The organism is Ornatilinea apprima (assembly GCF_001306115.1).
GTDB lineage: Bacteria > Chloroflexota > Anaerolineae > Anaerolineales > Anaerolineaceae > Ornatilinea > Ornatilinea apprima.
This window is the reverse complement of the sequence record NZ_LGCL01000039.1, coordinates 1-26,884: the sequence shown is the minus strand read 5'-3', so window position 1 is coordinate 26,884 and position 26,884 is coordinate 1. Positions and strand designations below refer to the sequence as shown.

Sequence of the window (26,884 nt, the reverse complement as noted above, 5' to 3'; positions counted from 1 at the left end):
CTATGAAAAAAGTCGACACGCTTTTAACCAATGCCATCGTGCTGACCATGGATAATGATTTATCCCTGTACGAACCAGGAGCCGTTGCCATTCAGGGAGATCAAATTGTCGCGGTTGGACTTAATGAGGAGATCCTGTCAACCTACTCAGCCGATGAGACGATCGATTGCAAGCGTGATATCGTCATGCCAGGGTTAATCAACGCCCACACCCATGTTCCAATGACCTTGCTGCGCGGTCTGGCAGACGATTTGCGGCTGGATGTTTGGCTGCTTGGCTACATGATGCCGGTCGAGAGGGAATTTGTCAATCCCGGTTTTGTCCAACTGGGCACCAAGCTGGCCTGCGCCGAAATGATCCGCAGCGGTGTAACCACCTTTGTGGATATGTATTACTACGAAGATGACGTTGCCAGCGCCGCCGCGGAAGTGGGAATGCGCGGCATTTGCGCCCAAACCGTCCTTAAATTTCCAACACCCGATTCCGCCTCCTACGAAGAAGCCCTGTCCATGACGCGCGAATTTATTCAGCGCTGGAAAGGCCACCCACTCATCGTTCCATCGGTCGCCCCCCACGCCCCCTACACCTGCACGGAGGACCTGATGCGCGCCTGCGCAGCTATGGCCATCGAATTTGATGTCCCCCTCCACACCCATATCTCCGAAACCGCCGGAGAGGTGGAAAACATGCGCAAAGAGCAGGGAATGCCGGTAGTTCCGTACCTCAAAAAATTGAATCTATTTGATGCCAAAGTAATCGCCGCCCACTGCGTTCACATCGATGAAGGTGAAATGCGCACCCTGCAGCATTACAACATAGGTGTCGCACACAACCCCTCTTCCAACCTGAAACTGGCCTCCGGAATAGCCCCGGTTCAGAAGATGCTGGAAACCGGCCTGAATGTGGGCATTGGTACCGACGGTCCCGCTTCAAACAATGATCTGGATATGTTTGAAGAAATCCGTCTGGCCAATTTTATTGCCAAAGGTTCCAGCGGTGACCCTACAGTTTTGCCTGCCACCACCTCGTTATTAATGGCTACGCGCATGGGGGCGCAGGCCATTCACCTCGACCACCTCATTGGCTCGCTGCAGCCCGGTAAGCGCGCTGATATCATCCGCATCAATCTCTCCCCCCTTCACAATTCCCCTCGCTTCCGCCGCGATCCGTTGGGCGCCTACGCTCAGGTGGTGTATGCCGCCAAAGCCACTGATGTGTCGGACGTGATGATCAACGGAAAGTGGGTCATGCGCGACCATGATCTGCTGACCTTGAACGAAAAAGAGCTGCTTGCCCAAAGTGAAGAGCTTGCCCATCGCATTGATGCCTTCCTCATCGAGCGCGAAAAATCCATCCTGGCGAAGTTAATCGCCGTTGGCGGCGCTACCGAAGAGCAAAGCTTTGAAATCCAGGCCAAGGTACCGGTCAAAGACCTGCAGCCATTCCTCGAGGCCTTGAAAAAACCGGAGATCGAAATTGTTTACCAGCGCCATTACCGCGAGTATGATACTTACTTCTCCTTTGACAGCCCGGATGAAGGCCGCATTCGCTACCGCGAGGATCATTTTGTTGGCCCGCGCGGAGAAATCACCAATGTTCGCAGCCGCCTGACTCACATCGGCCTGGCCAGCGAACGCCAATTCCCAGAGAAAATCATCCTCTCACGTAGCCGCTTCCTGGCGCCAGCCACGCAGAGCCTGCGCTTCTACCGCGAATACTTTAAGCCCATCGAAGAATTTGACATTGAGAAAGACCGCTTACGCTTCTTAATTCGCTTCAAAGACACCGAACTTTATATCAACCTGGATACCGTCAACCGCCCCAAACTGGGCAAATTCCTGGAGGTGAAAAGCCGCACCTGGAGTCGCAAAGACGCTGAACGCAAAGCTCTCATCGTGTCTGAGCTGATTTCTTACCTGGGTGCATCTCTCCAAGAGTCTGAAATGCAAGACTATTTCCAGATGATCCAGTAGAGGAGAGATGGCTATGCCTGAAAATGCCTCAACCATTTCAGTCTTATTCGCGGCAGCCGAAGCAGACCCTTTTGCCAAAGTCGGCGGCCTGGGTGATGTAGCTGGGGCGCTGCCCGTTGCCCTGCAAAAACTTTCTGAGCAGGCAGGCCGTCCGCGTTTAGATGTGCGTGTGGTGATTCCATTCCACCCGGTCATCCGCAACAAAGGTTTCACCCCAGAACTTGTAGCCGAGGTGCTCGTATCCTCTATCTCTGGTGACCAAAAAGCGCAAATCTACACTCAAACCATCAACAACGTGCCGGTCTATCTGATTGATGGTGAGCCGGTTCAAAAAATCTCACCCGTCTATTCCTCCAACAATGCTGTCGATGCAGAAAAATACGTCTTTTTCTGCCAGGCGGCCTTGCAAATGCTGCTCAAGCTGAATTGGATCCCAGACGTCATCAATGCCAACGACTGGCATACCGCCCCAATGATCTACGCGCTCTCACTGCTGAAAAAAGGCTCCGCATCCCACCCTCTCAAAAAAGTCCACACCGTTTTCACCATCCACAACTTGCCCTTTATGGGAGCCGGCGCCGAAAAATGGATGGCTCATTACCATCTCCCCCCCGCGGAAACCCAACAAATCCCGCGTTGGGGAGTCCATCACCCGTTACCGCTGGGTATCCTCACCGCCGATAAGATCGTAACAGTCTCTCCCACCTATGCGCAAGAAATCATGACTCCCGCTTTCGGCTGCGGCCTGGAAAAATTCTTGCAATCCCGCCAGCAAGACGTTAAAGGCATATTGAACGGCCTTGATGAAGAGTTGTGGAATCCACAAACGGACACGCACATCGCCCAGCCCTTCTCAGCCGCCACAATATCCACACGCCAGAAGAATAAAACCGAACTGCTCAAAGAGTTTAATCTCGATCCAGACCCCCAGCGCCCGCTGCTGATCCTCATCAGCCGCATGGACCAGCAGAAAGGTGTCGATCTGGCCGTCAAGGCCGCGCGCCTAATCGCGGATGAAGACTGGCAAATGATTCTGCTGGGCACCGGCGACCCCACCCTCGAAGAGGACTGCCGCCAGTTGGAAAAAGAGTATCCAGACCGCGTGCGCGCGGCCATTCGCTTTGACGCGAGCCTTTCTCGCCGCATGTATGCCGGAGGGGATATGCTGCTCATGCCCTCCCGCTATGAACCCTGCGGACTGGCGCAAATGATTTCCATGCGCTATGGCTGCGTACCGGTAGCCCGCGCCACTGGTGGCTTGAAAGATTCGATCCATCAGACCCTCACGATGCAGCATGGAACTGGCTTTCTTTTCAAACCAGCCACCGAATCGGCGCTGGCTCGTGCGTTGCGAAAAGCGCTTCAAATCTATCAAAATCCACAACTCTGGCAGCAAATCCAGCTCAATGGCATGGCTGTCAACTTTTCCTGGGCGACTCCTGCTCTTGAATATGCAAACCTATACCAACAGTTGCTGAAAGAGAGGAATGAATGAAAACTCGGGCTGTCATTCTTGCCGGCGGCGAAGGCACCCGCTTAGGCGTGCTTACAGCAAAACGCACCAAACCAGCGGTTACCTTCGCGGGAAAATATCGCATCATTGATTTTGCGCTGTCCAACTGTGTCAATTCCAACATCTTTGATGTCATGATTGTCGCTCAATACCGGCCTCACTCGCTGATTGAACACATTGGATCAGGCGCCCCATGGGACCTGGCGCGTGATTTCACCGGCGGAGTGCGTATCTATACACCTTACCGCGCGCCCGCCTCTGGGTGGTTTTCTGGCACCGCTGATGCCGTTCAACAGAATTATTCCTTCATCAAGCACAGCAATCCTGACCTGATCCTTATCCTTTCCGGCGACCACATCTATACCATGGATTATGACGCCATGATCCAATTTCACATCGCCCATCAGGCAGATTTGACGTTGGCCTCCATCAGCGTGCCCATCGAAGAGGCCAGCCGCTTTGGCATTGTTGGCCTGGGTGACGATAACCGCGTAACATCCTTTGTGGAAAAGCCCAAGGTTCCCCCCTCCAACCGCGCCAATATGGGTGTGTACGTCTTTAACCAATATGTATTGGATAAGCTGCTTTGGGATGATCACCTGAAATCGGAATCCTCTCACGATTTTGGAAAAGACATCATTCCGTTGATGATTCAGAAAGGCATGCGCGTCTTTGCCTATCCATACTCGGGGTATTGGATGGACGTGGGAACCATCCAGTCGTATTGGAAAGCCCACATGGATTTATTGGAACCTTATCCCAGCCTCAACCTTTACAACCGCTCCTGGGTTATTCACACGCGGTCCGAAGAGCGCCCGCCTGCTAATATTCAATCCGGCGCCGTCATTGAAGACTCATTAATCTCGGACGGCTGTGTGATTGAAAGTGGCGTTAAGATCACCCATTCGGTCTTATCCCCCGGTGTTTATGTGCAATCAGGTTCGGTGATCTCTCACTCCATCTTGCTCACCGATTGCACAGTCCAACGCGATGTCACCATCAGCCATTCTGTGATCGATAAGCGCGCATTTCTGCACGCAGGCTGCCAGGTGGGCGTAGGAGTAAACCCCGACAACCTGATCACTACTGTGGGAAAGAACAGTGTTATACCGCCCCGCTATGTACTAGAGCCAGGAGTTGTTATCGGAACCGATGTTATCCCTTCCGATTATCCAAAAAATGTAGTTAAATCAGGAGAATTTATCCAAACCAGGAGGCTTCCACATGAAATTTAATCGCTCCTCGGGGATTCTGTTACATCCAACTTCCTTGCCAGGCCCAGACGGCATCGGCGACCTAGGTCCCGAAGCATTTCGCTGGATCAATTTTATGGCAGATACTGGTTGTGCGCTCTGGCAGGTTTTGCCATTGGGTCCCACAGGCTATGGTGATTCGCCGTATCAGTGCTTCTCTGCATTTGCAGGCAACCCTTATTTAGTCAACCCTTTCTTGCTGCAAGAAGATCATCTGCTGACAGCAGAAGACCTCAAAGACCGCCCAACCTTTCCAGAAGACCGGGTTGATTTTGGTCAGGCCATCTTGTGGAAATTGAAACTGCTGGATACCGCCTCTGCCAATTTCAAAAGGAATGCGTCCGCCGAATTACGCCAGGAATATGAAGAATTTCTCGCAGAAAACCAGGATTGGCTGCCTGATTTCACCCTGTTCATGGCCATCAAAGAGAATTTTGGCGGTGTTTCGTGGGATAAATGGCCCAAAGAGTTGAGAAAACGAGACGCGATAGCCCTTGCTGAATTTAAATACAACCACGCGGAATCGATTCAACGCCATTCACTGCGCCAGTTCTTCTTCTTCCGCCAGTGGGACGCCGTGAGGCAGTACGCCAAAGAAAAGAATATCCAAATTGTTGGCGACATTCCGATTTTCGTGGCCTACGACAGCGCTGATGCCTGGGCTAACCCGGATTTATTCTACTTCGATGAAAAAGGCCTGCCCACTGTGGTGGCTGGCGTTCCGCCGGACTATTTCTCTCCCACCGGCCAGCTATGGGGCAACCCGCTCTACCGCTGGGATTTCCATGAAAAAACTGGCTACGAATGGTGGCTAAAACGCATCAAGGCAACGCTCAAGACGGTTGATTTCATCCGCCTCGATCATTTCCGCGGATTTGCCGGGTACTGGGAAGTGCCCTTTGGTATGCCCACAGCAGAAATTGGACGCTGGGTGAAAGGGCCGGGGAAAAAGTTCTTCCAAAAAGTTCGCAATGAGCTGGGCGATTTACCCATCATTGCGGAAGACCTGGGTGAAATCACCCCCGACGTGGTGGAAATGCGGGATGAGTTTGGACTTCCAGGTATGCGCATTCTCCAATTTGCCTTTGCCTCCGACTCCACAGACCCATTCTTGCCCCACAATTATGTGGAAAACTGTGTGGCTTATACCGGCACGCACGACAACGATACCGTCATCGGATGGTACCAGAGCGGCACGGATCAAGAGAAAGACTTCTACCGCCGCTACATGGCGCGCTCCGGAGAGGATGTCGCCTGGGATCTGGTGCGCGGCGTCTGGTCTTCTGTCGCTGTGTTTTCTTTGGCTCCATTACAAGACCTGCTGCGCCTGGGGAACGAAGCCCGCATGAATTACCCTGGACGGCCCAGCGGTAACTGGACCTGGCGGGTTCGCCCCGATTATATTACCCCCGCGTTCCTGCAGTCCATACGCGAAATCAACCGGCTTTACAGCCGCATGAACAAAGAAAAGATTCATAAATAAAAAAGACAAACTCTCACCCCGAAACTCATGTTCGGGGTGAGCCGTGTTTTATTCGGCGGTTTGCCGCGACGCCAATAGAATACCAGCCAAAATAAACCCCGCGCCAATAAACTGCAGGAGCGTGGGGGATTCATGCAAAAAAAGAATCGCCAAAATTGTGGAACCCACCGGCTCTCCCAAAAGCGCGACCGAGACAAAAGCAGCCGGCAAATAGGCCAGCGACCAGTTGAACGCCGTATGCCCAACCAGCTGCGGAATCAAAGCCAGCAAAATCATCCACACAAAAGAAATGGGTGAATAGTCAAATAACAGTTCGGCGACATTGGTTCCACTCGAGGCATTCAAAACCAATCCAAAGAAAAGGGTAACCACCAGCAGAGTCAGACCGGCCATTCCGTACACGCGAAACGTGTAGGTCATCAAGTGCAGTTTTTTTCTGACCCGCCTTCCCACCACCAGGTAACCGGCTGAAAACCAGGCACCCATTAGCGCTAGTAAATTTCCCAAAGCGGCTTTGCCCTGAAAGAAGTCTCCCATTTCCTGACAACCAAACCCACCCGCGGTAATGGAACAAATGGAACTAAGACCAACCAGAACGCCTCCCACCAGCGCCAGTCCCAAACCAATAAACGCGTTTCCGCTCACCGGTTCCTTGAGCAGCACCGGCGAAGCCGCCGCCACCCACAAAGGCGCAGTCGTAACCAGCACCACAGAGTTTACAACCGATGTCAATTCGAGCGAAGCAATCCAACTGGCAAAATGAAAGGCCAATAACACACCAGCAAGCAAAACCTGTCGTTTCTCAGCCGGTTCCAGAGAAGTCTGCGCTTGTTTCCCGCGCCATAAAGCCGCCGGGGCCAACAGCAAGCCGGCCAGCGCCATGCGATAGGTGGCAATCACCAGCGAAGGTACTTCACTTTGCGCAAAGCGAATAAAGATCGAAGCCGTTGATACGGCCAATACCCCTACCAGCAAAACCAAATAGGCCATCGGAGAGGCTTGATGAAGTGTGTAAGGTTCTTGACTTGACAATGATGCACCCTAATCTTACAATTTAGATAATATTTATATTAATAACTATTTTTCGATTTGAACTTGAAAAATAGAATTGGGAAAGGTAAACTCTAAGGAGGCTAACAATGTTTCAATTACCTGAATTGCCGTACAAATTTGATGCGCTGGAACCGTATATTGATGCTGCGACCGTGGAAATTCATTATACCAAGCATCACGCAGCGTACCTTAAAAACTTGAACACCGCGTTGGAAGCGCACCCGCAGTTCTTTAACAAATCTATCCAGGAAATTCTTACGGATCTAAACCAGATTCCCGCCGAAATTCGCACCACCGTGCGCAACAACGGAGGGGGCTACCTCAACCACATGATTTATTGGGAAATCATGGGTCCTTCATGTGGTGGAGAACCCAAAGGATCAATCGCCGAGGGCATCCAGCGCTTCTTTGGCAGCTTTGAAAATTTCAAGACCTTGTTTGAGAAAGAAGGCATGACACGGTTTGGCAGCGGTTGGGCCTGGCTGAGCAAGAAGCAAGACGGCAGTTTGATTCTTCATTCAACCCCTAACCAGGATTCGCCCTATTCTGAAGGCCTCTATCCGGTGATGGGTGTGGATGTTTGGGAGCACGCATATTACTTGAAGTATCAGAATCGCCGCGCGGAATACCTCTCGAATTGGTGGAACTTATTGAACTGGGAGGAAATTGAGCGGCGCTACCTGCACGTTTGACATTACATTAAAACAAATTGGAGGAAAGTCATGACGCATGTAATTACGGGCCTTTGTTTACGAGATGGAGGATGTGTAACAGTTTGTCCGGTTGAATGCATTGTTCCTGGTGACCCGCAGAGCGAATGGCCGTGGTTTTATATTGACCCCGCCACATGCATTGATTGTGGCGCGTGCGTTCCCGAATGTCCATTTGCCGCGATCTTCCCGGAAGATGAAATCCCCTCCAACTATATCGCCCGTGGTGGAGAAATCGTATCCATGCCCATGGGCACCCCGGGTTACGACCAGGTTTACGAAGGCACGAATTATGAAGGAGAGCCGGTTCGCATTGTTTCCACGCGCGCTCTGGAGGCCGATGAGTCCATTGATTTAACCCCCAGTATTGGTGAAAACGCCCGGTACTTTACCGAAGGTCCGGGCTACGAAGCTATGCCCTGATTTTTCTCGACAGGAAAAGAGGCAGATTGCATGGATAATCTGCCTCTTTTTTTCTGCCTAAGTGTCTAGATCTCTCCCCGGCTGCGCATCCACGCGTACAAAGCCGCGCCTACAATACCAGCCTGATTCAAAAACTGAGCCGGCAGAAGTTTGGCTTTGGTTGATAAGTACGGGAAGTACTTTTGATAATCCTTGCTCACTCCCCCTCCCACAATAATCACGTCAGGCGACACAAGCGCTTCCATGTAATCCAACACCTCTTGCAAGCGCTTTGACCATTTTTTCCAAGTGAGCTCTTGAGACTTACGCGCCGCATCTGAGGCGCGGTGTTCTGCGTCTTTGCCCCGCACTTTCAAGTGCCCAAATTCCACGTTGGGCAGCAGATGGCCATTGGTAAAAATGGCCGATCCGATCCCCGTGCCGAGAGTTACCATTAAAACCGTGCCCTTGTAAAAATCTCTTCCCGCCCCGAATTTCATCTCGGCCAGACCCGCCGCGTCCGCGTCATTCAACACATACACCGGCTGGGCCGTCTTCTGGCTAAAGAGCTTTTCGGCATTGGTATTGATCCACTCTTCATGCACGTTGGCCGCTGAGTAAGCCACTCCCTGTTGGATGATCGCCGGGAAACCGGCGCCAATGGGCCCTTCATACTTTAACTTTTTTACCAATTCGGCAAACACAACCGCTACCCGCTCTGGCGTGGCCGGCTCTGGGGTTGGAATGCGCTCTCTTGGCGTAAGCAGCTGCCCGGTTTCCACATCGACCAACGCACCCTTAATTCCTGACCCGCCAATATCAATCCCTAAAACCGACATTTTCACGCCTCCTGATGACTGAAATCACTGACACGCATTTTGTAAATGGTCTTCGTAATTTTCCGCAAACAGATGCCTTCCATCTCCCTCACAGCCTGCCCGAAAATAATAATACGCCGTTATTTCAGGGAAAGCCACTGCCAGCAGCGCTTTTTCGCTCACCGCGCAGATGGGCGTGGGCGGCAAACCAGCATAGATATATGTATTATAGGGGGAATCGATTTGCAGATCTTCAACGAAAATTGGGTTCACCCACCAGGTGTTTGCCAACCGGCTGTTCCCCACCGCGTATTGAACGGTTGGGTCGCTATCCAATTTCATTCCGACACTCCAACGGTTGTGAAACACCGACGCGATCCTGGCCTGTTCGTCTTCCACAACCGCTTCTCTTTGCACAATCGAAGCCAGGGTCACTCCCTGTTTCAGGCTCAATCCGTGGTTGGCAAAACCGTCCCGGATTTCTGAACTGATCAATGATTCCATCCGTTCGGTCATCGCGCTGATCATTTGATCAACAGTGGTCTCACGTGGAAAGACATATTCACCCGGCGCCAGCAGCCCTTCCAGGCTTTCCGCTTCTCCCCAGCCTTCCGGAAGCCATTCCGGGTTGGGTTGGCGCGCTTTTGCCAGAAACTCTTCTGGGGATATCGACAATCCAGAGGTCGGCAAAGCCGCTGCGATTTCTTCCACCCGCCAGCCTGCCAGCACAATAAAGCGCACATCGCCGGGAGTGGGGTCTTCAAGCCCGCGGGCAATATCCAGACTGTTTTGCGCGTCTTTAAAGCGATACTGACCTGCCTGCACCCGCGTGTCCAAACCGGAATAGATCAAAAATACCCGCACCGCTTCCCCGTCAGGCACCCATCCTTCTTGCTGCAGCCGCGCGGTGATTGAATAAACAGGTTCTCCCAACTGAATCTCAAATTTCTCACTGTCTGCTTTCTCTGGCAGCGGTGCCAAAAGAGCTTCTTCTTTCAAGAAAAGCTGGAACGCATATTGGATCTTTTGCGCTCGTCCGAGAAGCGGGCTCGCTGGACCAAAACGGTTTTCAGCCATCTCTGGCAGGCGGTACACAATCACAGCCGCCGCTGAAAGCAGCCCGCACATCGCAACAAATAAACCCGCCAGCACCAAACTGGAGCGGCGAACACGTTTAAGATTTCGATCAGTCATGTTTTGCGTCCAAATAGGTTTGTAAAATAATCGCTGCCGCGAGATCATCCAGATGCCCGCTGCGTTTCTTCCGCGAAACACCCATCTCCCGGCGCGCAGATTGGGCGGCCTTTGTGCTGCCGCTCTCATCCCATAACTCAACTGGCAAATCGGTGTGAAGGCGCAGCGCGTCGGCAAACCGCTGCGCTTTTCGGGCCGCCGGCCCCACTTCTCCGCTGGCGTCCAGCGCCTGCCCAACGATGATCCGCGCAGCCTGGTTCTCCGCCGCGATCTGGGCAACTGTCTGGGCGTCCGCGTCTCGGGCAGTATGCGTTACCACACCCAGCGGGTTGGCAATACAAGCCGTCTCATCGCTAATAGCCAGGCCAATTCGTTTCTCTCCGGGATCAACCGCCAAAATACGCCCGCTCATTTCACCTCAATAGAAATCCGCTGAGGCAGATAAGATATCACCGGCCACCAGCCTGGTTTTGTTTGAACGTTAACCGCTTCCACACCAGGCAGGTCTGCCAGCCGTTGAACGGCTTCCTGCGCCGGTTTTCCTAACGCGGCGTGGTAAACGTCTCCAGGATCAATACGCGGCTTCAGGCTGCGTTCTGCCCGCACAGCCCACACTGCGCGCTGGTTCTGCATTCGCGGCGTATTAACCATACTGACCAGCAGGCTGTCTTCCAGAGCTTGATAACCAGCCGGAAGCGTGGCGTCCATCGCGGAGTTGGCCGCGATCTTCATGTCCGCCTCAGAGATCACCCACAACGAGAATTCCATTTTTAAGGCTAGCGTCAATTGGTCGGCCGGCTGTCCTTCTTCTACCGAAAATGCTTCATCGATAATATCACCCACAGACAGGCTCTCGGGGATGGTCAATTCTCCGATCCCGGCTTGTGTTTGAAACTGTCGCAGAGCCTGCTGCCGCAGTTCTTCAATCAGCCGGGCGCGCAGCCGGTCAAAATCGGCAGCCGCTGCGCTTTTTCCTTCGGCCTCACTGCCGCCTTGAATCGCTTCCAGATTTTCCACACTGGCAGACAGCCCAACCACTCCTTCAATGCCGCGAATTTCTCCCGCTGCCACATTGCTGGCAGAACCGCCCTGCAGCGCTTCCACCTCCACTTCGACCGAGTTCTTACCGCCCAGGGCAACCGCTTGCAACGTCTGATAACGTAGAGCGGGGTCGCCGCCTGATAAGACAACCGTTCCGCGGGGAATCAGCAGATCGTCTTCAGTGAGATTGGAAAACAAGACTTTACCCTTGGCAAACTGCGTAGGCACAAGTGAAACACCGCTGGTCTCAATGCTGTCTTCGCCCTCAACCATAATCGTCCGCGGGTTGGCAGGAATGCCCCCCGCCAAGTTGGCTGCCTTTATCTCCGGGCTGGCCCACATGGGCATTTCCAATGTTTGTAACTCTTCCGCGCTGTCGATGTGGATGGTTGCACCAGGCGCGAAAAACAAAAACAGGCCAAACACAGCAAAAAGGCCCAAAACAAAGGCTGCCATTTCTACCCATTTGGGCAGCCGCGCAGACGCCTTGCGGTCTGCGTGCTGGGCGACGAGCTGCTTAAAATCTGTCCGCTTCTCAGCCCCTGCGACGCGGCTTTTGCGCCATTCGCGCGGCACGCGCCAGGAGTTTTTTCGGGCTTGCTCAATGGTTTCAAATACTGGTATTCCCTGGTGATACGCCTCTTCTGTGATTGCGATGTTTTGAGTAACCAATGCCAGCCGCGCGCCAGACGAGGCGGCATAACGATCCAATAGTTTTAAGTCCAGGGCGAAGATTTTCGGGCGCCCCCGTTCTGGCCACACCAGCAATACCCGCTGTGCCTTGCTCCACGAAATTTTATCTTTCGCGGACAGGTAATCGTCGTGTCTCTCCAGTTGAATCACATGTGTCTTCATAGCGGTTTGATGAAATTATACAATACATTAAAAAGCTGAACGGTTCAGCGCGTGCCTTTCAATCAAGGTTTTCTATGCCCCAAAAAAGGATATAATTAGACATAATCTCTCATGTTCAATCACAGGAATTGCTATGCGCAAAACTTTTGGTTTATCCATAACACTTTGTGTTTTTCTGCTGGCCGGCTGTAATTTACCCACCCGCCAGGCCGCCCCGGATGCCGATCAGATAGCCACCTCAGTCGCCCTGACCCTCACCGCTCAGCCGGTTGAACTGTTGATCGCAACGCCAACCATACCAACCATTCAAATGGCCACCAGCCAACCCACCGAACCAACGGCGACCATCGCACCCCAGGCGTCTGCCACCCCCACACTTACGGCCACTTTACCCGCTGGTGATCCGCGCCAAGACCGGGGTACACCCACCTGGCAGCGTAACATGGATGACGGAAAAAGCTTTGGTCTCGAAGAAGCCTACGACGACGGCAACACGCGCTTTGAAGTCTCCAATGGTGTTATGTCAGTCTCCAGCAACAGTTCGAATGGTTTTCGGGGATGGCGCTTGAGCAATCCCAAGCCGCAAAACATGTACCTGGAAGGAATTTTCCGCACCAACACCTGTTCCGGCGGAGACACGTACGGCCTGGTCTTCCGCGCCGCCGACTACACCAGCGGATATGGTTATTACGCCGGCTTCACTTGTGACGGCAAATATATGCTTTCGCGCTGGACGTCATCTGGAACATCCACCATCATTTCAGCCACCCAATCCGATCTGATCCTGAGCGGTTCCAATCAAACCAACCGTCTAGGCATCCTTGCGGATGGGAAAAATATTTCGCTCTATGCCAATGGAAAACTGCTGGAAACGGTAACCGATTCTGGCATTTCAGACGGCGGGCACATTGGGCCTTTCATTTCGGCCTTCAGCGGCGGCTTCAGCTACGCTTTGGATGAAATTGTCTACTGGGATTTACGCTAAAACCGGAGCTTTCCATGCAGCCATCCAGTTTATCTCCCCGGCAGCAGGCCATCTTAATGGCGCGCAAAGTTCAGCAAATCAAACCGGTCTATATTGACACCGAGACCACCGGCCTGGACCGGCAGGCCGAAATTATTGAAATTGCCGTGATAGACCACGATGGCGCGATATTGATGGATGAGCTGATCCGTCCATTGCGCTCCATTCCCTTCGATGCCATGCAGGTGCACCATATCACCAATGAGATGGTCGCGGGTGCGCGTTCCTGGCCGGTTCTATGGCAGGACCTGCGCCCGCTGCTGCACGGCCGACTGCTGGCGTTCTACAACGAAGAATTTGACATGCGTATGATCCGCCAGACCCACGAGCAGTACACGCCCTGGAAAGAAAACTTCAACACTTTCTGTGTCATGAAACTGTACGCCCAGTTTCGGGGCGAATGGGATCCCCGCCGCCGCGGGTACCGCTACTTCCGCCTGGAAGAAGCCGGGCGAGCCGCGGGCATCCCGCTGCCCAACTCTCACCGTGCCGCAGACGACACCCTACTCACCCGCGCCCTGCTGGACTATATCGCCGCCACACCCATGACATAACCCCCCCTTTCAGCGCCCAAAGAACAATCGGGCGCTTATCTTTATACAAATATTAATCCTATTTTTACCTTATTTATTATTATTAACTAAGGAAGGTGAATTCGATCTACAACAGGAGAAGGTGATGAAGAAAATTAATCCCTCCGAGATCACGCCAGAGCATCTATATCTATCCCGCCGTCAGTTCATAAAATCCGCCGCCCTGGTTGCAGGAGCCGGCCTGCTGGCTGCCTGCGGCATGAAACCCGGCTCATCCCCATCAGCCACCGCATTGCCAACCAGTGAGGGCGTTTCAGCTTCTGCAAGCACCGATGAGCTGGGCTATCCTCTCACCTCATTCGATGCCATCACCAACTACAACAACTTCTACGAATTTTCCATGGATAAATCCTCAGTTGCTCCTCTATCCAAAGATTTTGTCACCGCCCCGTGGACCATTCAGGTTGGTGGATTGGTCAACAAACCAAAAACCTATGATGTAGATGATCTGCTCCGCTTGGGCGAAGAAGAGCGCATCTACCGTATGCGCTGTGTCGAAGCCTGGTCAATGGTCATCCCCTGGCTGGGTTTTCCCCTTCATAAACTGCTTAAAGAAGTGGAGCCGACCTCAGATGCCCGCTATGTGCGCTTTGAAACCCTGTACGATCCCAAACAAATGCCCGGGCAAAACAGCCTCTATTTTGAATGGCCTTATATCGAAGGCCTGCGCCTGGACGAAGCCATGCACGACCTCACGATCCTCTCCACGGGCTTGTACGGAAAACGCCTATATCCCCAAAATGGCGCGCCGATTCGCCTGGTGGTCCCTTGGAAGTATGGTTTCAAAAGCATCAAATCTATCGTCAAAATTGACCTGGTCAAAGAGATGCCCACATCGCTGTGGATGGCGGCCGCGCCCAATGAATACGGGTTTTACGCCAACGTCAACCCCAATGTGGACCATCCGCGCTGGTCTCAAGCATCTGAACGCGTGATCGGTGAATCCGGCCGCCGTGAAACCCTGCTTTTCAACGGGTATGCAGAAGAAGTCGCGCAGCTCTATAACGATATGGATCTCAGCAGATGGTTCTAAGTATTGGGCGCCATCGCTTCTCAGGCATTCAGGTCCTGGTCCATGCCGCCTCATGGCTGCCTCTGGTCTGGATCTTTCTCACATACAAGTTTGATCCCATCAAGGTGAACCCCATTCAAACTGTTACCCAGCAAACTGGGCGCATCGCGCTGATCTGGTTCCTGCTCTCCCTGGCCTGTACCCCGGCGGTCACACTGCTGGGCTTCAACCCTGCGTTAAAAGTTCGCCGTGCATTGGGCTTATACGCCTTTTTCTACGCCGTTCTGCATTTTCTTACCTTTTCAGTCCTGGATTACCGTTTGGATCTGCCCCAGATATTCGACCTGCTGGTTTCCAAACGCTATCTGATCGCCGGCACGCTTGCCTTTCTGATCCTGATTGCTCTGGCCATAACGTCCACGCAGCAATCCATGCGCTTGCTGGGCAAAATCTGGCAGCGTCTTCATCAACTCGCCTACCCTGGCGCAGTACTGGTCATCCTCCACTACCTGTGGGCCGCTAAAGCCGGAACGCCTGGCCCCTATTTCTATGGCGCCGTTCTATTTGGCTTACTCCTGCTGCGCGTGCCCCTGATCAAAAGGTGGATCACCACCCACAAACCGCCCTGGCTGCGGCAAATCAGCCAGCGGCTGGCCAGGCCGGCAAGCAAATAGATCATTTGTTCTTGAATGATCTGGTTTTTCAACGCCACTTACGCTACAATAAATGCAGCCACACCGGCGGGGAAAAACCATGTCCAACCAAGACCTTTACTTTACCGCTCAGCAAATTGAAATTAACCAGGCGCCGCTCCAGAGCAAAATCTTTGTGGAAGGCCCGCCTGGCTGCGGCAAAACAACAGCTGCTGTGCAACGCTCTTTGACTATGATCGCATCCGGCATTCCCGCCGAATCGATCCTGGTGCTGGTTCCCCAGCGCACCCTCGGGCTGCATTACACCAACGCCTACCGGCAGGTCGAGTTTATGCCGGGGGCAGAACCGGATGTTGTCACCCTGGGCGGTCTGGGGCAGCGCATGGTACAACTCTTTTGGCCGCTGGTTGCTGAGCGGGCTGGTTTTCAGCAGCCCTTGCGCCCACCCACCTTTTTAACCCTTGAAACCGCCCAGTATTACCTTGCGCGGATCGTTTTCCCCTTGATCGAAAAGGGCTACTTCCAGAGCGCGGTGATCAACAAAAACCGCCTGCTCTCGCAGATTTTGGACAACCTCAACAAGGCCGCTGTGGTCGGCTTTGATTACCAGCAAACCAGCGCCCGGCTCAAGTCCGCTTACCCCAACGACCCTGCCAAACATACGCTTTTCGACCAGGCGCAGGAATGCGCGCAGCAGTTTCGAAAATACTGTCTGGCGCATCATCTCCTCGATTTTTCCCTCCAATACGAGGTATTCCATCGCTTTTTATGGGGCGAACCGGCTGTGCGCGGCTATCTTAACCAGCGTTACCGGCATTTGATCTTTGACAACGTGGAAGAAGATGTGCCCATCACGCACGACATCGTCGCCCAATGGCTGCCCGAACTGGATTCAGCCCTGCTCCTCTACGACCAGCAGGGCGGATACCGGCTCTTTCTCGGCGCGGACACCCTCACCAGCCATTCTCTTGCCAGAATGTGCGCCCAGCAGATCGAGTGCGCCCAATCCTTGGTAACCAGCCCCGCCACCGAAAGTCTGCAATCCGATCTGGCCGCCTGTGTTCTGCGCGAATCCCAATCTCCTGATCCCCAATCGGAAACAGCCGTCGAATTTTCGTACCACCACTTTTTTCCACAGATGATCGATCAGGTTGCTGAACAAATTGCCAGTTTGGTCAAAGACCAGGCTGTTCCCCCCGGCCAGATTGCGGTTCTCTCGCCATTTTTAAGTGATTCCCTTCGTTTCTCGCTGGTAAACCGTCTACAAGAACATAATATCGCCAGCCGTTCGCACCGCCCTTCACGCAGCCTGCGCGAGGAACCGGCCGCCCGCTGCCTGCTCACCTGGGCGCAAATCGCCCACCCTGCCTGGCAGATGAAGCCCGATCCCGAAGAGTTTCGATCAGCTCTCATTCAAACTCTCGACGGGCTGGATTGGCTGCGCGCCCACCTGCTCGGCCAAATTGTCTATTCTCCCAACCGCGCGGATGGCGAATTGGGGTCTTTCTACCAGATTAAACCTCCCATACAAGACCGCATTACTCACCTTCAAGGCCAACGCTACGAAGCCCTGCGCGCCTGGCTGCAAGCCTACCGTGCCGGCGAACCCGTCGCCCTCGATGTCTTTTTGAGCCGCTTCTTTGGCGAAGTGCTCTCCCAACCCGGCTATGCTTTTCATAACAACATGGAAGCCGCTTCCGTGGCCTACCGGCTGGTCGAATCGGTGCAGAAATTCCGCCGCGGGGTGCCTGAAGCGCAGGATTTTCCGCTCAACACCGGCTTCGATTACCTCAACATGGTCAACCAGGGAGTCTTTGCCGCCCAATATCTCCAACCCTACCAGCCGGCCAGTGATGACGCCGTCCTCATCATGCCAGCCTACACGTTTCTGATGACCAACCACCCGGTGCGCGTTCAGTTCTGGTTGAATATCGGCAGCCGCAACTGGTGGGAGCGTATTGACCAGCCGCTCACTCATCCGTACATTCTCAGCCGGGAATGGCCGTCCAACCAGCCCTGGACAGACGCCGACGATTGGAATACCAATCAAAAGGCGCTGGAACGCCTGGTTCGCGGCCTGATCCGCCGCTGTTCCGAGAAAGTGATCATGACATCCGTTGAAATTGATGAAAGCGGTCAGGAGCAGAAAGGCCCGCTGATGCAGGCCGCCCAATCCCTGGTGCGCCGTCTGAACAGCTTAAAGGGGGCCGAACATGACTGAGTTCAAACCCCGTCCTGCGCAACAACAGGTTCTGCGTTTCCGGTCGGGCCGCATGGGCGTAGCCGCCGTGCCGGGCAGCGGAAAAACCCAGGTGCTTTCCTATCTGGCTTCCCGTCTTATCGCCGAAAATTATGTTAAAGAAGACCAGGAAGTGCTGATCGTAACCCTGGTCAATTCCGCCGTGGATAACTTCTCCGCCCGCATTCGCGGATTTATCCAGGCCGAGAATTTGATGCCCGGCATGGGATACCGCGTGCGCACACTTCACGGTCTGGCCCACGACATCGTCCGCGAGCGCCCCGATTTGGTGAATCTGGAAAACCAGTTTCAAATATTGGACGAGAGTGAAACCCATCGCATTTTGGAAGACTCAGCCAACCGCTGGCTACGCGCTCACCCGGAATGGATCGACCAGTATAAAAATTTTGAAGCGGTGAACAACCAGCAACGCAACTTGCAAAAAGACTGGCTCTCACTGGTGACCGACATCGGCAGCGCCTTTATCCGCCAGGCAAAAGACATGCAAGCCACTCCGGCTGTGATCCGCGAAAAGATTATGGCCATCCCCGATGTCTCTCCCCTGCTTCTGATGGGCGCCGATATTTATGAATCCTACCAGCAGGGCCTCACCTTCCGCTCCGCGGTGGATTTTGACGATCTGATCCGCATGGCGCTCCTGGCACTGCAGATGGACCCCGATTACCTTCAGCGCCTGCACCAGCGCTGGCCTTATATTCTGGAAGACGAAGCCCAAGACAGCAGCTACTTGCAAGAACAGATCTTGCGCCTGCTGGTGGGCAAAGAAGGCAACTGGGTGCGCGTGGGAGACCCCAATCAGGCCATTTTTGAGACCTTCACCACCGCCAGCCCAACTTTTCTGATGAACTTTCTGCGCGAGCCGGGAGTAATCGCGGTCACATTACCCAACTCCGGGCGCTCCACCCTCAGCATCATGACCCTGGCCAACCATCTGGTTCAATGGACACGCACCAGCCACACCAACCTGCGCTTGCGCGAGGCGCTGCAGCACGCCGTTATTGAGCCCACCCCGCCCGGCGATCCGCAGCCAAACCCAACCGACCGGCCGGATAAAGTGGTTCTGTACCCAGCCAAACTCAATTCAGACGCCGAATTGGACATGATCGCGCGTTCCATCCGCCGCTGGCTGGATGAAAACCCCGCTCACAAAGAAAAGACCATCGCCGTTCTGGTAACGCGCAACGAGCGCGGCGGCAGGCTGGTGGAACACCTCCAGCGGCATGGCCTTGAGTATGTTGAGCTGCTCAAAAGCAGCCGCTCTGCCCGTGAAACTGCCTCCACGCTATCAGCCATCCTGCAAGCCATCCAGGATCCAATTTCTCACCCCAAATTGATAGCCGCTTACCGCGCTGTTCATTCCTGCCTGGCCGCTTCAGATGAGCAGCCCTCCGAAGACCTGGTCAAAAGAGTCGAAAAGACCATTCAAAAGTGCCCCAATCTCGAAGACCTTCTCTGGCCATTAGTAGAGCGTGATTACCTTCAGCAGCTCCAGAACAAGCCCGAAGAGGAACCTGTTGTCCAGCAGATCCTCGTCTTTCGCCAATTGATGCGCCGCTGGCAATCGGCCGCCCTGCTGCCCATTGACCAGTTGGTGTTAACCATCTCGAAAGAGATGTTCACCCAACCCGCCGATCTTGCCCTGGCGCACAAATTGGCTGCTCTATTGGAACAGCGCAGTCAGGCCTTCCCTGGCTGGCAAATGGCGCAATTCATCGATGAATTGAACAACGTGGCTCAGAACCGCTCGCGCCTGGCTGGTTTTTCCGAAGAAGACACCGGCTTTGAACCCGCGCATCACAAAGGCAAAGTCGTGGTGGCTACCATGCACAAAGCCAAAGGTCTGGAGTGGGACCGCGTTTATCTCACCTCAGTCAATAATTACGATTTTCCATCTGCATCGGAATATGACCAGTATATCGGTGAGAAATGGTTCGTCCGCAACAAACTCAACCTGCAGGAAGAAACCCTGGCCCAATTAAAAGCCTTGCTCAGCGATGATATCGCCGGTCTTTATTTGGAAGAAGGCGTGGCAACCCGCGAAGCCCGCCTGGGACTGGCGGCAGAACGCCTGCGCTTGCTCTACGTTGGCATTACCCGCGCCAGAGAAGAATTAATCATCACCTGGAACGACGGCAAGAATAATGGTCAGGCTCAGCCCGCCTTAGCCTTTGTCGCCCTCAGAGTTTTTTGGGAGGAAAAAAGAAATGCCGCTTCTTCCTGATTTTCAATTCAGCCAATCCAGCCTGCAAGATTACGCCGACTGCCCGCGCCGCTTTGAGCTGCGCTATATCCTTCGCCAGAACTGGCCCGCTTTGAAATCCGAACCCGTTTTGGAAATGGAAAACTGGATGGACCAGGGCCGGCAGTATCACCAGATGGTGCAACAATACCTGCTGGGCATACCTGAAGAGCTGCTGCGCCCGCTGATTACCCAGCCCGAAGGCTTGCAGTGGTGGGAACAGTTCATAAAAGTGAATCCACTGGCGGGGCTGCCTGATCAGGTTCGCCTGCCGGAATACCGCCTCAGCGCGCCTTTTCATGGCTTTCGTCTGGTTGCCCAATATGATCTGGTTTGCGCCAATCCCGGCGAAAAAGCGGTCATCGTGGATTGGAAAACATCCCGCCATCGCCCCAAAAAAGGCTGGCGCGAGCGCCTGCAAACGCGCGTGTACCTCTTCCTGTTGGCCGAGGCCGGTATGCGGCTCAATCACAACCAGCCCTGGCAGCCGGAACAGATGGAAATGCTGTATTGGTTCCCGGCTTTCCCGCACGAACCGGAGCGCATTCCCTATTCCACCGCCCGGTACCAGGCCGACCGCGAATTTTTAACCGACCTGATCAATCAAATTCAGTCCACCCCCGACGGCAGCTTTGAAAAAACAGCCGATGAGAAGCGCTGTTTGTATTGTCCTTACCGCTCCTTATGTGAGCGTGGCGACGCGGCTGGTAATTTCCTTGAAGAGCCATCTCTCTCCAGCGGAGACCTGCTCGAACTAAACCTGGATGAAATTGAGGAACTGGAATTCTAATGCTGCCTGAACTCGTCTGGAAAGCACCACAAGAGTTACCCATCCCCGTTGACCTGCAAAACGCTTTGGGGGGCCCGCCTTTTTTGGCGCGCGCCCTCTACCAGCGCGGGATCACCACGCCCGCCCAGGCACAGGCTTATTTATACCCACAGCTATACCAGCCAGCATCCCCCGCACATCTACCCGATCTCGAAAAAGCCGTTGACCGGCTTTATTCCGCAATCCGCGCCGGTGAGACCATCGGCGTGTGGGGCGATTTTGATGTTGACGGCCAAACTGCCACCACGCTGCTCGTTTCGGCGCTACTCCAGGCCGGAGGCAAGGTTCAGTATTATATTCCAATCCGCGAGAGCGAATCGCATGGCATTCAACTTCAAGCCCTGAAGCGTTTTTTAGCGCAGGGCATTGACCTGCTGCTCACCTGCGACACCGGGGTAAGCGCCCATGATGCGGTAAATTTTGCCCAGGCAACCGGTGTTCCGGTCATCATCACCGATCACCACGCCCTTCCGCCAGTCCTACCGGGGGCCTTTGCTGTCGTCAATCCGCAGCGGCTGCCCGCAGACCACCCCTTACAGCCTCTCTGCGGCGTTGGGACGGCCTTTAAGCTGGTTGAAGCCCTGTATGACCTGATCGGCCAAAAGCAAGCCTCTCAAGGGTTTATAGACCTGGCAGCTCTGGGCACTGTCGCCGACGTAGCCAGCCTCATCGCGGATAACCGCTGGCTGGTCCAAATGGGACTGAGTCAAATTCGCCAGAATCCGCGCCCCTCGCTGAAGCAGCTCTGCGCCGATTCCAACATCAATATTCAGCGCTTCAACGAAGAGCATATCAGCTTCTTCATCGCCCCCCTGCTCAACGCCATTGGCCGCCTGGCAGATGCCAACCCAATGGTCGAATTCCTCAACGCGGATGATCCCCAACTCATCAGTGTTCGTTCCGCCGAACTGCGCGGCTTCAATGAAAAAAGAAAACTGCTGTGCGACCAGGTCTTCACCGCCGCCCTGGACCAAATCGAGCGCGATCCATCGCTTTTGGAAGGGCCGGTTCTCATCCTGCATCACCCGGCCTGGCCGGGTGGCGTGGTGGGAATCGTGGCCAGCCGCCTGGTTGAGCGCTACAATCGCCTCGTCATCCTCCTTACCGGCGAGGACTTGCTGCGCGGCTCAGGCCGTTCAATGGAAGGCGTCAACCTCATCCAGGCCATTTCCGCGCAATCGGCGCTGCTGAAGAGTTTTGGCGGTCACCCCATGGCTGCCGGCCTGTCTCTCGAAAAAGAAAATCTGCCTGCTTTTCGCCGCGCCATCAACGAATTTGTTCTCCAGTCGGCTGCCCTTCCCCTGCCGCCGCCCACATTGTCCATCGACGCCTTTCTTAAAATCCCGGAAATCAACCTGGACCTGGCCGCTCAAATTGACCGCCTGTCTCCCTTCGGCGCGGGGAACCCCTCTCTGCAATTCGCCCTCGCGAATGTGAAGCTGCTCTCCCACCACAAACTCGGCAGCGGCGGTGACCATATCGAAGCCGTGGTGGAAGACAGCGATCAGAACACCCTGCGCGTGATCTGGTGGCAGGGAGGCAACTATTCCTTGCCGCGTGGCCGTTTTGACCTGGCCTTCACCCTTCGCGCCTCAGACTACCGCGGAGCGCGCGAAATTCAAGCCGAGTGGACGCACGCCCGCCCGCTGGAAACGGAAACCATCGAAATCCAACAGCCTCTGGCCACGGTCGAATGGCTGGACTTTCGCCAGGACGCAGAGCCGCTCCAATCGCTGCAATCGCTGTTGGCCGCCAATTCCGGCTGGGTGGTCTGGAAAGAAGGCATGCAAAGCCCTCCTCCGTCCGGCTGTTTCCGCCACCAGCTCAAGCCAGCTGCCGGGCTGATTGTGTGGAACATTCCCACCAGTTGGGAAGCATTCAACCAGGCCATGAACACCGTATCGCCCCAAAAAGTGGCCTTGTTTGCCAACCCATCTTCACCCGACACGCTGGAGAACTATCTCAAAACGCTGCTCAGTCTGATCCGTTACCGCGTAAACCACCAGAATGGACAGGCAACCGTCGAAGAATTATCCGCGGCCTCCGGCCAGCCCGACGGTATGGTGCGCCTCGCGCTGGATTACCTTTCCGCGCGCGGTGTGGTCCAATTCCGTCAAAAAGAGCTTGATCGCTATGTGCTGGCCTTACAGTCGGATTTTGCCAAGGTTGAGTTATTTGACTTGCAGCAACGCCTGCGAGACCTTTATAATGAGGTCAAAGCTTACCAATCCACCTATCTCAACCTGCCAATGAACCTTTTTGGCTCGATTCAATAATGCTTGTTCATAGGGAGATACCAATGTCCAAAAAAATCAACTGGGGAATTCTCAGCACGGCGCATATTAATAACGCCCTTTTTCCTGGGTTCAAAAAATCGCGCCGCAACCATTTGCTTGCAGTAGCCAGCCGCAGCCTTCCCAAAGCGCAAGATTACGCCCGTCAGAACAATATTGAGCGCGCCTATGGCTCGTATCAAGAGCTGATCGACGATCCAAACATTCAGGCAGTCTATATCCCGCTGCCCAATCACATGCACGCCGAATGGGCTGTCAAAGCCGCTGCCGCGGGCAAGCATGTCTTATGCGAAAAACCCATTGCCCTCACCCTGGCAGAGATGGACGCCATTCAGCAGGCCGCCGCTGACCACAAAGTGATCATTCAAGAAGCCTTTATGTACCGCCACCACCCGCAAACCCTGCGCGTGGCGCAGCTTTTTCAGCAGGGATTGTTGGGAGAAGTGCACCTGATTCGCGGCACCTTCAGCTTTTACCTGAGGCGATCGGATGATATACGTCTGGTCGCGGAATATGGCGGCGGATCGATTTGGGATGTGGGCTGCTACCCTATCAGCTATGCCCGCCACCTGATTGGGCGGCTTCCCGCCAGCGTCTTTGGCATGCAAGAAACAGCTCCCTCGGGGGTCGATCTTTCCTTCAACGGTATCATGCACTTCCAACCCGGACTGCACGCCCAGTTTGACAGCTCCTTTGCCATGCACTCCTACCGCCAGTTGGAAATTCGCGGCACCGAAGGCACCATCGTCATCCCCGAACCCTTCTCCATGATTGGCAAATCAACCATTCACATTTTATCCAACGGCTCGCAATGCAAAGAAACCTTCCCCGCAGTTGATAAATATCACCTGCAGCTTGAAAACATGGCCGACGCGATCTTGGACGGACAGGCGCAGCGTGTTACTCTGCAAGACAGCCGGGAAAACACCGCCCTCATTCTGGCCCTGCTCGAATCAGCCCGTCTGCAGCACCCCGTGGAGCTATAAACTTTGTGTTACACCCCGCCGGCTTTGAATTATATTACCCTGTTCAAAGCCGGCAAGTTGGGGTAAACTTACAGTTCGTGGTATATGGCCGAAAACGGCCAATACCTTTCCGCTCATTCGCCGCCCACGGCGGGCAGAATGGGCAATCCCATGGAAAGGAGGATCCCTGCTATGCGCAAATATGAGTTGGTTTTCATTGTCCACCCCGATTTGGATGAGACTGCTTTTGGTGGTATCGTCGAAAAAGTTACGGGCTGGGTAACGGAATCCGGTGGTTCTGTTGAAAAGACAGACGTCTGGGGCAAGCGGCGAATGGCTTACGCGATTCGCAAGCAACGCGAAGGCCAATACGTGTTGATGAACGTCAACATCGCTCCGTCTTTCACCGCAGAACTAGAACGCAACCTGCAGATTCTTGAGCCGGTTATGCGTTTCATGTTGACCGAAGCCAAGTAGTTTTTTAGGTTTGTTGTTGAATCAGGAGCAGGACATGACTCGTGGATTAAACAAAGTGATGATCATTGGTTATCTGGGACGCGACCCTGAAATGCGCTACACCCCTTCAGGCCGGCCGGTAACCACCTTCTCCGTAGGCACCAGCCGAACTTGGACCACAGCAGAAGGCGATCGCCGTTCAGAAACCGAGTGGTTCAATGTGGTTACCTGGGGGAACCTGGCAGAAATTTGCAAGCAATATCTCAGCAAAGGGCAGCAGGTCTATATTGACGGACGCCTGCAAACCCGCCGTTGGGAGGATACATCGGGTGCCAAACACACCACGGTCGAAATTGTTGCCAATGAGATGATGATGCTCGGCGACCGTCCTGACTCTGGCGCATCCCACGCGGATGCAGCATTTGAAACCAATGAGGAAGATACCTTCCCGTATTGATAATGGAGTGTGAAATATGGACGAGCAATCTCGCTCTTTCACCCCCGGTCGCCGTTTCGTTACCCGGCCGAAAATCTGCCAGTTTTGCGCAGAAGCCAATGTCGAGATCGATTACAAAAACGTTGATCTCCTCCGCCGGTTTGTTTCCGAAAACGGCAAAATTCGCCCCCGCAGGCAGACAGGCACCTGCGCGCGCCACCAGCGAGAAGTCGCAAAGGCTGTGAAACGCGCCCGCCACATCGCCCTGCTGCCCTACACTGGCGAACCGTGGGAAGACGCTATTCGTTAATAGATATTTTTTGAACCACAGGGCATGGAGTGTAACACTCTATGCCCTATTCTTTTCCAAGGTGGCAATTGTATGGCAGAAAAGAAATCGCCCAGATTTACCAACAAAAAACACGTCGCTCGCCTGGAGCGCGAAAACCAACAGCGCAAAATTCTGATCACCATCAGCGTCATCGTGGTGGCAGCTGTGCTTCTGACCATTGGTATTGGATTGTTGTACGACAAAGTGCTTAAATACAACCAGCCAGTCGCAGAAGTCAATGGCGAGAAGATCAAGCTGGGAGAGTATCAGGACACTGTCCGGTACAACCGCTATCAGGCAGTTCAACAATATTTGCAATATTATGCTTTTTATGAAGCCTACCCCGATTTTGGTGCTTCTCTTCAACCGCAGTTGCAGCAGATTCAAACCCAGTTGGAGGAAGATTACGCTGGCATTCTTGGCTCAAGCGTTTTGGATCGCATGGTTGACGATGTGATCGTTCGCCAGCAGGCGGAATTAAAAGGCATCACCGTCTCCCAGGAGGAGATTGACGCGCGCATGGAACAATATTTTGGCTATAACCAGGAAAACATAGCCACGCCGACTCCCTTCCCCACCATAGCGCCGACCTCCACGCTCTCTGCCGAGCAGTTGGCAATCATCACCGTCACCCCAACCGCGACCGCGACAGAACCACCCGCCGAACCCACCGCTACTCCTGAGCCAACCGCGGTTCCAGAAGAACAAAGCAGCGAACCCACTGCTACGCCCTTCCCCACCGCCACCCCCTTCACTCAGGAGGGTTACAACCAGTTGAAAGATGAGTTCTTTACCCAACTCAGCGATGCGGGCATCTCAAAGGCCTTCTTCACCGAATTTATCCGCTCCATTCTTCTGCGTGAAAAGCTGGTGGATGAAATCACCCGTGATTACGCGGTGGTTCAAGAGCAGGTCTGGGCCCGCCACATTCTGGTGGCAGATGAAGCCGCAGCTCAAGTAGTCCGCGAGCGGCTGGAAAATGGTGAAGATTTTGGAGAAGTGGCAAAAGAAGTTTCCACCGATTCGTCCAACAGCGCCAACGGCGGTGATTTGGGGTACTTCCCGCGCGGCATGATGGATCCGAGTTTTGAAGAAGCGGCCTTTTCCCTGCAAGTTGGCGAAATCAGCCAACCGGTTGAGTCCCAGTTTGGCTGGCATATCATCCAGGTTTTAGGCAAAGAGGATCGCGCCCTGGATCAAAGCACCTACGAAAGCGCCCGCCAGGGTGTCTTCCAGAAGTGGTTTGACGAGGTCAAATCCGGTCTTGAGATTGAGACGTTTGACAGCTACCTGGACCAAACACCCGTTGAGCCCAATATTCCGCTCGACAAACGGATGCCATCCACTCTTTAGCGGCACAGTCGAAAACAGGGGCTGTCCAAAAAGTAGAGGACAGCCCCTTTACATTTTTAAAAAGCAATGATTCAATAAAGGAATGAGAAGAAAACAAGCCCACCCCGTGTTTAAGCCCTATGTAATGAACCAGGTAGCGCTGCT

General features: G+C 54.0%; 24 protein-coding genes. 19 read left to right on the top strand and 5 right to left on the bottom strand.

Annotated features, from left to right (window positions below; translation table 11 throughout):
- Nucleotides 1–2 precede the first annotated feature (2 nt).
- From ADN00_RS15345 to malQ, 4 genes are read left to right on the top strand one after another with little or no spacing between them, the layout of a single operon-like run.
- Nucleotides 3–1,973 (top strand): amidohydrolase, encoded by a 1,971-nt coding sequence (locus ADN00_RS15345; protein WP_075063887.1) that lies wholly within the window; start codon nucleotides 3–5, stop codon nucleotides 1,971–1,973.
- A gap of 13 nt (nucleotides 1,974–1,986) precedes the next feature.
- A complete protein-coding gene (locus ADN00_RS15340) occupies nucleotides 1,987–3,468 on the top strand; it encodes a glycogen synthase (protein ID WP_075063886.1) in 1,482 nt (493 codons plus the stop codon).
- The gene (locus tag ADN00_RS15335; RefSeq protein WP_075063885.1) at nucleotides 3,465–4,721 is read left to right on the top strand and encodes a glucose-1-phosphate adenylyltransferase family protein; all 1,257 of its coding nucleotides are present in this window, start codon (nucleotides 3,465–3,467) and stop codon (nucleotides 4,719–4,721) included. Before ADN00_RS15340 ends, ADN00_RS15335 begins: the two co-directional genes overlap by 4 nt.
- Nucleotides 4,711–6,222, top strand: coding sequence for a 4-alpha-glucanotransferase (gene malQ / locus ADN00_RS15330; protein WP_075063884.1), 1,512 nt, complete (start codon nucleotides 4,711–4,713; stop codon nucleotides 6,220–6,222). The genes ADN00_RS15335 and malQ overlap by 11 nt, the downstream gene beginning before the upstream one ends.
- 48 nt (nucleotides 6,223–6,270) lie before the next feature.
- Here the strand turns inward: malQ and ADN00_RS15325 are convergent, their stop codons facing one another.
- Complete coding sequence (locus ADN00_RS15325; RefSeq protein WP_152966381.1) at nucleotides 6,271–7,254, bottom strand: DMT family transporter; 984 nt, start codon at nucleotides 7,252–7,254, stop codon at nucleotides 6,271–6,273.
- A gap of 107 nt (nucleotides 7,255–7,361) precedes the next feature.
- On the opposite strand from ADN00_RS15325, the gene ADN00_RS15320 reads away from it, so the two are divergent.
- Nucleotides 7,362–7,967, top strand: a complete 606-nt coding sequence (locus tag ADN00_RS15320; RefSeq protein ID WP_075063882.1) for a superoxide dismutase — start codon at nucleotides 7,362–7,364, stop codon at nucleotides 7,965–7,967.
- Nucleotides 7,968–7,997: 30 nt separating this feature from the next.
- On the top strand, nucleotides 7,998–8,408 hold the full coding sequence (locus tag ADN00_RS20175) for an indolepyruvate ferredoxin oxidoreductase subunit alpha (RefSeq protein ID WP_082390201.1): 411 nt from the start codon (nucleotides 7,998–8,000) through the stop codon (nucleotides 8,406–8,408).
- Nucleotides 8,409–8,473: 65 nt separating this feature from the next.
- Here ADN00_RS20175 and ppgK read toward each other — a convergent pair whose 3' ends face one another.
- The 4 genes from ppgK to ADN00_RS15295 are packed head-to-tail and all read right to left on the bottom strand — an operon-like array spanning nucleotide 8,474 to nucleotide 12,295.
- Nucleotides 8,474–9,226, bottom strand: a complete 753-nt coding sequence (gene ppgK / locus ADN00_RS15310; protein ID WP_075063881.1) for a polyphosphate--glucose phosphotransferase — start codon at nucleotides 9,224–9,226, stop codon at nucleotides 8,474–8,476.
- Nucleotides 9,227–9,250: 24 nt separating this feature from the next.
- Nucleotides 9,251–10,399, bottom strand: coding sequence for an endolytic transglycosylase MltG (gene mltG, locus ADN00_RS15305; protein ID WP_075063880.1), 1,149 nt, complete (start codon nucleotides 10,397–10,399; stop codon nucleotides 9,251–9,253).
- Nucleotides 10,392–10,811 carry a Holliday junction resolvase RuvX gene (ruvX, locus tag ADN00_RS15300; protein ID WP_075063879.1) on the bottom strand — a complete coding sequence of 140 codons (420 nt, stop codon included), beginning with the start codon at nucleotides 10,809–10,811 and terminating at the stop codon, nucleotides 10,392–10,394. The genes mltG and ruvX overlap by 8 nt, the downstream gene beginning before the upstream one ends.
- On the bottom strand, nucleotides 10,808–12,295 hold the full coding sequence (locus ADN00_RS15295) for a baseplate J/gp47 family protein (RefSeq protein WP_082390197.1): 1,488 nt from the start codon (nucleotides 12,293–12,295) through the stop codon (nucleotides 10,808–10,810). Before ADN00_RS15295 ends, ruvX begins: the two co-directional genes overlap by 4 nt.
- A 133-nt stretch (nucleotides 12,296–12,428) precedes the next feature.
- Here ADN00_RS15295 and ADN00_RS15290 point away from each other — a divergent pair, with 133 nt between their 5' ends.
- The 13 genes from ADN00_RS15290 (at nucleotide 12,429) to ADN00_RS15230 (ending at nucleotide 26,740) form a co-directional block, all read left to right on the top strand.
- On the top strand, nucleotides 12,429–13,280 hold the full coding sequence (locus ADN00_RS15290; RefSeq protein ID WP_075063877.1) for a hypothetical protein: 852 nt from the start codon (nucleotides 12,429–12,431) through the stop codon (nucleotides 13,278–13,280).
- A gap of 14 nt (nucleotides 13,281–13,294) precedes the next feature.
- Nucleotides 13,295–13,873, top strand: a complete 579-nt coding sequence (locus tag ADN00_RS15285) for a 3'-5' exonuclease (RefSeq protein WP_075063876.1) — start codon at nucleotides 13,295–13,297, stop codon at nucleotides 13,871–13,873.
- Nucleotides 13,874–13,997: 124 nt separating this feature from the next.
- Entirely contained in the window at nucleotides 13,998–14,945 is a 948-nt protein-coding gene (gene msrP, locus ADN00_RS15280; protein WP_075063875.1) for a protein-methionine-sulfoxide reductase catalytic subunit MsrP, read from the top strand.
- A complete protein-coding gene (locus tag ADN00_RS15275; protein ID WP_075063874.1) occupies nucleotides 14,936–15,598 on the top strand; it encodes a protein-methionine-sulfoxide reductase heme-binding subunit MsrQ in 663 nt (220 codons plus the stop codon). Before msrP ends, ADN00_RS15275 begins: the two co-directional genes overlap by 10 nt.
- A 79-nt stretch (nucleotides 15,599–15,677) precedes the next feature.
- Nucleotides 15,678–17,798, top strand: a complete 2,121-nt coding sequence (locus ADN00_RS15270) for a UvrD-helicase domain-containing protein (protein WP_075063873.1) — start codon at nucleotides 15,678–15,680, stop codon at nucleotides 17,796–17,798.
- Nucleotides 17,791–20,058: an ATP-dependent helicase gene (locus ADN00_RS15265; RefSeq protein ID WP_075063872.1), complete on the top strand. Its 2,268-nt coding sequence runs from the start codon at nucleotides 17,791–17,793 to the stop codon at nucleotides 20,056–20,058. The genes ADN00_RS15270 and ADN00_RS15265 overlap by 8 nt, the downstream gene beginning before the upstream one ends.
- Complete coding sequence (locus ADN00_RS15260) at nucleotides 20,042–20,866, top strand: PD-(D/E)XK nuclease family protein (protein WP_075063871.1); 825 nt, start codon at nucleotides 20,042–20,044, stop codon at nucleotides 20,864–20,866. Before ADN00_RS15265 ends, ADN00_RS15260 begins: the two co-directional genes overlap by 17 nt.
- The gene (gene recJ, locus ADN00_RS15255; RefSeq protein ID WP_075063870.1) at nucleotides 20,866–23,181 is read left to right on the top strand and encodes a single-stranded-DNA-specific exonuclease RecJ; all 2,316 of its coding nucleotides are present in this window, start codon (nucleotides 20,866–20,868) and stop codon (nucleotides 23,179–23,181) included. Before ADN00_RS15260 ends, recJ begins: the two co-directional genes overlap by 1 nt.
- 23 nt (nucleotides 23,182–23,204) lie before the next feature.
- Complete coding sequence (locus ADN00_RS15250) at nucleotides 23,205–24,185, top strand: Gfo/Idh/MocA family protein (RefSeq protein WP_075063869.1); 981 nt, start codon at nucleotides 23,205–23,207, stop codon at nucleotides 24,183–24,185.
- Nucleotides 24,186–24,356: 171 nt separating this feature from the next.
- Nucleotides 24,357–24,641, top strand: a complete 285-nt coding sequence (rpsF, locus tag ADN00_RS15245; RefSeq protein ID WP_075063868.1) for a 30S ribosomal protein S6 — start codon at nucleotides 24,357–24,359, stop codon at nucleotides 24,639–24,641.
- A gap of 34 nt (nucleotides 24,642–24,675) precedes the next feature.
- The gene (locus ADN00_RS15240) at nucleotides 24,676–25,077 is read left to right on the top strand and encodes a single-stranded DNA-binding protein (RefSeq protein WP_075063867.1); all 402 of its coding nucleotides are present in this window, start codon (nucleotides 24,676–24,678) and stop codon (nucleotides 25,075–25,077) included.
- A gap of 16 nt (nucleotides 25,078–25,093) precedes the next feature.
- Complete coding sequence (gene rpsR / locus ADN00_RS15235; RefSeq protein WP_075063866.1) at nucleotides 25,094–25,366, top strand: 30S ribosomal protein S18; 273 nt, start codon at nucleotides 25,094–25,096, stop codon at nucleotides 25,364–25,366.
- A 72-nt stretch (nucleotides 25,367–25,438) separates the two neighbouring features.
- Entirely contained in the window at nucleotides 25,439–26,740 is a 1,302-nt protein-coding gene (locus ADN00_RS15230; protein WP_075063865.1) for a peptidylprolyl isomerase, read from the top strand.
- The last annotated feature ends 144 nt before the right edge of the window (nucleotides 26,741–26,884 follow it).